The sequence below is a fragment of the Shewanella olleyana genome (assembly GCF_023283825.1).
GTDB classification, from domain to species: Bacteria; Pseudomonadota; Gammaproteobacteria; order Enterobacterales; family Shewanellaceae; genus Shewanella; species Shewanella olleyana.
The window spans coordinates 1-6,019 of sequence record NZ_JAKILD010000055.1; the positions used below are offsets into that span (position 1 = coordinate 1).

A 6,019-nucleotide genomic window follows, 5' to 3' on the forward strand; every position below is an offset into this window, starting at 1 on the left:
TGGTCTCCTCGCTCTGTTAACTTAACGTTTCAACCTAAGTTTGGCACATTGTGATGCCGATAAGAGGAGGAGACCATTCCATCGTTGATCTTTCAAGGTTGTTTTTGCAGCAAATTGTTGGCCATTTATACAAGGCAGAGACTTTGTGGTGTAGTTATTCTACATAAAAAGTCGATAATGCAGTAAAAATGGCCAACAAACGCTGACCAAAGGGTTCGACTAAAAGTGTTTTACTCTTTGTTGGATGCATCTTTTTAAATAAGAAGTGCTTAGATGACTAGGCATCAATCCATCCGCCTCAATTAAAACACTTTTATCTCGAACAAAATTTAACCAGTAAAGATCAATAGGCCCTAGTATCTGTCAGATGAAATATAGACCTATTTACCAAAACTGTATGGTCGATATGAGCTACTACAGTTATAGGTTACAGCTATAAATACAAATAAACTTATCACTTGAGCTAAATAGAGCTAAGCGTCTCTTGGTAAACCTTTCTCAATTGCTCTGACTACTCGTTGGGTTTTACGGCTAAGAAATTCAGTATTTGCTTGCTGCTGAGCGATAGCCCAATCTATATGCTCCGTTACCATTTCATCCACTTCATCGGAGGTTTTTTTAGATTGTAACGCTAGTATAATCTCTTCATTAAATGGTGCATTTCCTAATGCCACTGCGATATTTCTTAGCCAGTTTTTATGACCAATACGCCTTATGGGGCTACCCTCCGTGAGTGATAGAAATTGTTTTTCATTCCAAGCAAATAGCGTTAATAGCTCAGGTTGAATGAGTTGGCTGCGGGTATGAAAATCTGTTTGCTCTGTTAACGGTGCTTTTGCATTGACTGGGCACACGAGTTGGCAGTCATCACATCCATAAATTCGATTGCCAATAGCTTGGCGAAACTCAACAGGAATAGCTCCTTGCAGCTCAATCGTTAAATAGGAAATACAACGGCGGCCATCCACGATATTGTCTTCAAGTATTGCGTTTGTTGGGCATGATTTTATACAGGCAACGCATGTATTACAGCTTTGGGTAATAGGGATATCTATCGGCAGCGGAATGTTAATCAGGACTTCACCTAAAAAGAACCAACTGCCGGCATCTGGATTTAATAAAAGTGAGTGTTTGCCTGTCCAGCCTAAGCCTGCTTTTTCAGCTAATGGTCTTTCAAGAACGGGGGCTGAATCTACGAAAGGTCGAAAATCAACGCCAGTGATCCCCAAAGAGTCACAATGCTCGACGACTTTATCGCCAAGCTTCTTAAGCTGTTTACGAATTAATTTATGATAATCACGCCCGCCAGCATATCGGGAAATATAACCTAAGTTAGGATCGGCGAGATTGGCGGCAAAACCGGCCTGTGGCGGCAAATAGTCCATTCTGGCACTTAAGACTCGTACGGTACCAGGATGAAGCTCATGGGGGCGCGCACGCATCATGCCGTGATTCGCCATATAGCTCATTTCACCGTGATAACCATTATCGAGCCATTGCTGAAGTTTAGGTTCTTCAGCGGTAAGATCGGTATCTGTAATGCCTAGCTGTGAAAAGCCTAACTCTTGCGCCCATAGTTTAATTTGACGTGACAATTCCGACATTTCTTGGAATGTCATTTCACGACTTAAACTCGAATCAGTTGTTGATTCTTTGAGGGGAATTTGAGCATTAGATTGAGAGTCTGGCATGTGAGGCGGTTACAGTTCTTTAGAATTTCCAATCATCATTATACTCGTTAACGGCTTAAGCATCATCATGAAAGTAAACCACTTGATTACGCCCTTGATTTTTAGCGCGATATAACGCTAAGTCTGACTTGTTAATTAAGTCGGTTAGGCTCACTTCATCCAAGATAGATTAGGCCGTTTTTGCAATCAGTGCTTTAAGCTCTAATAATTTTTGGTCAATATATAAGGAACCCGTCAATTGAACGCTATCAAATTGACTGAATAATTCATCGGCTGCAAGGTTCTGTATCGTATTAGCTGAGGCGTTTAAATGTATTTGTCCAATAAGCACTAATACTAACAAAAATTCCCGTATGAGATAGCTATAATCATCGTTGCAATAGGTTCGTTTTTGCAAGGTTATTTATACCGCCTTAACACAATTTCGTCCTGCAGATTTTGCTTGGTAAAGGGCATTATCGACACGTAATAGTAATGCTTCTAAATGACTGTCATTAGCAAACTGGCTAACACCAGCACTAATGGTTTGTTTAAGCTCAGGCGCTATTTCTTGCCAATTCGCATTGGCTATTTTACTGACCAATCTCTCGGCGATTTCTTGCGCTTGCTGCTTATTAGCACCTGGCAATAAAACTAAAAACTCTTCACCGCCAACTCGACCTACAGTATCTGAGCTACGCATTAAGTTGCGCGATACTTCTGCAAGTTGAACCAACACCTTGTCGCCAATATCGTGGCCTAAGGTATCGTTTACTTTCTTAAAATGATCGGCATCGAAGGAGATTAATGAAAAACTTGTATTATCTTTACGTGCTTGTTCAATATAACTCTTTGCCAAGTTATAAGTGTGACGACGATTGGCTAATTGCGTCAACTCATCAGTAAGTGCTAGGTTCTTAAACAGCTGCTTTCTTTTAACTTGTTTGGCTGCGTATAAGGTCATGATGATTAATATAATTGCCACTAAAACTATAATGACTTGCTGCAACTCTTTATTTTTTTCTAATGTTTTTAATTCTTGTTCTTTAATACGCTGTAACGCTTGTAATGTTTGATTCTCTGATTCGATTTTATCGGTATTAAATCGTGCTCGCATTTCACTGTTACGGCTACTTAGACTTTTCTGGTCAAGCTTATGATGCAAGGCTAGATAATCTGTTAGGGCACTATGAGCAGATTGGTAATCTTCTAAAAATACATAAGTTTTATTTCTCAAAGTATAAACTTGGCTCAGTCCTCGTTCATTGTTACTCACATCAAATCCCATTTCAGCTTCAGTAGCATAATCTAACGCTTCTTCAGGCTGCTGTTTTAGTAATGCCGCTTGCGCTCGAAATAGCTTCATAAAGCTAAATAAGCCATCTAGTTCTATTGTGATCGTTTTTTCAGCATTATCCAAAATTTCAATGGCTTCATCGATTTGTCCGAGTTTTAGTTGAATACCGGCAATATCAACAGCAGCACCCGCTGTTTGAATCGATTTGTCTTTTTCGAGCCAGTAGTCATAGCTTTTTTTAAACCGTTCCAGCGCTAATTCGTTTTTACCGAGTTCTTCGTAGGAATAGCCAATTTGCGTATTAACGTATATGGCGTCCATATCTTGGTTATTTTCAAGGTAGGCTTGCTCAAGTTTCTGTTGATAATTTAGCGCCATCAGTGGGTCGCCAAAGCGGCGATAACTATTGGCGATTTCACTTAAATTAACTCTTGCCCAGTAATCTAAATTGAGTTGTTCATATATAGACTGTGCAGGAATAAGATCTTCAAGTGCGCCAGTATAATCCCCCTCATAAGAGAGCATAGCGCCTCGCATGCTTCTCCCATCAGCAATTAAGCGAAGGTTTTCGATTTGATAGGCTTCTTGAATCGCGACATCGTAATCTAATCTAGCTTGTTGTGGATTTCCTGAAAACTGGTAGTGAGAAGCGCGGCAAAGTAATAAGTCTGCATGAAGTGCAGATGGAGAGCTCTTTTGATGCAATTGCATTAAGTCTTCGGCGTGTTTAATCGCTTGTTTAAATTCTTCTGACGTTTCTGAAGGGTGGTACCAGCATTGAAGTGGGATGAGTTTTTCTTGTTGCTTAATATCTTCTGGAGGAATGAGAGTTTCTAGCTCGATTAAATATGCTGCGAGTTTTTTAAGATCGCCTTCTTCACCCTCATTGAATATATCAAATAATTGATCGATTCTTTGTTGGTTATTCTGGTCATTTTGATTGCCGTTAGCATCCGCTTGTGTGGCAAAAGTTGACAGAAAAAAGAATATAGCTAATACAAAGTGCAATAGAATTTTAATTGAATATGTCTCATGTGAGTTTACATGCCTAACTTATATTATGGCAGACAATCAAGTTCGTTCAATTATAGCTGCAAAGTAGATTTAATGTAATTTTTTAGATATTTATTTAAATTAAATTAGTGGTTTATTGTTACTTGAATAACCTTATTGATGATGCATAGGTATTTTTAAATAAATGTACTAGCCATGTGTTTAATCACTTTGATAATCTTTTATTTCAATTTCTGTTTTGAAGTAAATCTGAAATGAATTCATCTTATTTATTCAAATCAAATCAAATGTGCTGTGTTCGCAGGTGTTTTATCACTATGAATTAATCATCATTACTGCAAATAGTCATTTAGAGTTCAGCGCTTGAAGAAATGAGTCGCTGTTAAACTAAGCGCTATGAGTCACTACTTGTAAGGGCGAGGTGTATAGCAACAGGTTTGTTCAACACGCATTTACAAGATTAGGCTCATTGAGCTGATGAAAAGATGATTCAAGCTATATTTACTGGGTTTAAAGTCAGAATGGGCGGCAGGTTTGTAATGTTCTAAAAGAGACCGCGACATTACTTGTTGCTTTACTGGATCGAGTGAAGGCATTAAGGTAGGCGCCTTTACTGGTGGATAGGTTGCCAATTCGCTTAAGAGTGATTGAAATCCAACGGTACTTTAAAATATAGAGAGAAACATAGAATGAATCATGTGACTGAAGAGTATAGAGCAGTAGCTAAGCAAGTGTCTTTTAACGTAGCCAATAAAGTACTGCCAATGGATAAATTACCAGAGACATTACTTGAAGCTTATGAAGGCTTATTTAAAGAGTTAATTGAAGATAATGCTGGGTTATTTCTTAAAAGCTGGCAAGCCATGCCTGCTAGTGCACAAAAACTGATGCCACAAGCAGAGTTTCATGGTTTCTATATTGCCAATGCGTGGATGCAATTAAGCCGTGTTGCCCAAGAAATTGCAGATGATGCAGACTCAGACGAAGCTATTGATGAGAAGGAATACGATGGTGTATTCGGTCGTTTAGCTGAGCAATCACTGAAAGAAAGTATTAAAAAATTGAAAAAAGCCCGAACGGATCGTTCGATGTTGAATAGTTTTAAACAAGTTATGTCAGCATAATTTGTTGTAGCAAATGTTTGGAAACCCAATGACGTCAATATTAACGAATCAAATCATCTGGCCTTGCGAATTAAGCGAACGAACAAAAGCTGACATCTTAGATGTCGCAATTGAGATAGATGGTATTGATAAATATTCAACTCTAATTGATGGTGACCATCAGCGTGGCTTATTGTATTGCGTACAAGGTCTCGGCACATTTGCGACGACCAGCCTTGATAATCGCCCACTTGCCAGCTTTATTTTTGGTAAACAAATGTGGGTTGGCGCAGTTGCGATTGAAATTTATCCAAAAATCAACTTGTACACATGTGAGCTTGAACCACTAAAAAGTTTGTTTTTTCCTAAGAAAGATTTAAACACCCTGGCTGAAACGAATGGTGAAGTATATAAGTTGTTTTATAGCATCATGCGAACCAATAGCCCTAAGCTTGTCCAAGGTATGCATTTATCTTTTTACGGTATAGAAGAGCGGATTAATTTCTTCTTATTGGAGCTTGCTCGCAGTAAAAAGCTCACTGACTCACCGAGAATCGAAATTAAAATTACTCAGCAGCAGCTCAGTGAAATTGCCAATGTGAGTCGTCCTCGAGTGAATGAAATACTTAACAAGTTTGCACAGCAAGGGTTCATTGAATTAGTTAGAGGCAAAATGATCATTACAGATTACGCGGGCATGTGTAAGGCGTTAGAAGATAAAGTCGTCATGTAAATCAGCGCTATATGACTCATTTAATCCTGAACTATATGGTATTAAAGTCATCCTCACTACAAGCTCAATAAAAAGCCTAGCAATTGCTAGGCTCAGACTGCTGACAAAGCCCTCGACATTCGTCTAGGGCTTTGATCTAATAGAAGTACAGATAATAACCAAGTTTATCATCATGCTTCGAGAGCCTAGTCCACAACAATAT

Annotated in this window: 4 protein-coding genes; 2 read left to right on the top strand and 2 right to left on the bottom strand. The window is 38.8% G+C overall.

Annotation, left to right across the window (positions count from 1 at the left end):
- Positions 1 to 473 precede the first annotated feature (473 nt).
- Together queG and L2735_RS19665 are read right to left on the bottom strand one after the other, a co-directional pair.
- Complete coding sequence (queG, locus tag L2735_RS19660; RefSeq protein WP_248986286.1) at positions 474 to 1,619, bottom strand: tRNA epoxyqueuosine(34) reductase QueG; 1,146 nt, start codon at positions 1,617 to 1,619, stop codon at positions 474 to 476.
- A 475-nt stretch (positions 1,620 to 2,094) separates the two neighbouring features.
- Entirely contained in the window at positions 2,095 to 3,975 is a 1,881-nt protein-coding gene (locus L2735_RS19665) for a GGDEF domain-containing protein (protein WP_248986283.1), read from the bottom strand.
- Positions 3,976 to 4,670: 695 nt separating this feature from the next.
- Between L2735_RS19665 and L2735_RS19670 the strand changes: the two genes are divergently transcribed.
- Positions 4,671 to 5,105: a DUF3069 domain-containing protein gene (locus L2735_RS19670; RefSeq protein WP_248986284.1), complete on the top strand. Its 435-nt coding sequence runs from the start codon at positions 4,671 to 4,673 to the stop codon at positions 5,103 to 5,105.
- A 28-nt stretch (positions 5,106 to 5,133) separates the two neighbouring features.
- Positions 5,134 to 5,817: a Crp/Fnr family transcriptional regulator gene (locus L2735_RS19675; RefSeq protein WP_248986285.1), complete on the top strand. Its 684-nt coding sequence runs from the start codon at positions 5,134 to 5,136 to the stop codon at positions 5,815 to 5,817.
- Positions 5,818 to 6,019 lie beyond the last annotated feature (202 nt).

Excerpts from the sequence above, each read along its gene's own strand:
- queG (WP_248986286.1), bottom strand. The coding sequence starts at position 1,619 with ATGACATTCCAAGAAATGTCGGAATTGTCACGTCAAATTAAACTATGG.
- L2735_RS19675 (WP_248986285.1), top strand. The coding sequence starts at position 5,134 with ATGACGTCAATATTAACGAATCAAATCATCTGGCCTTGCGAATTAAGC.
- L2735_RS19670 (WP_248986284.1), top strand. The coding sequence starts at position 4,671 with ATGAATCATGTGACTGAAGAGTATAGAGCAGTAGCTAAGCAAGTGTCT.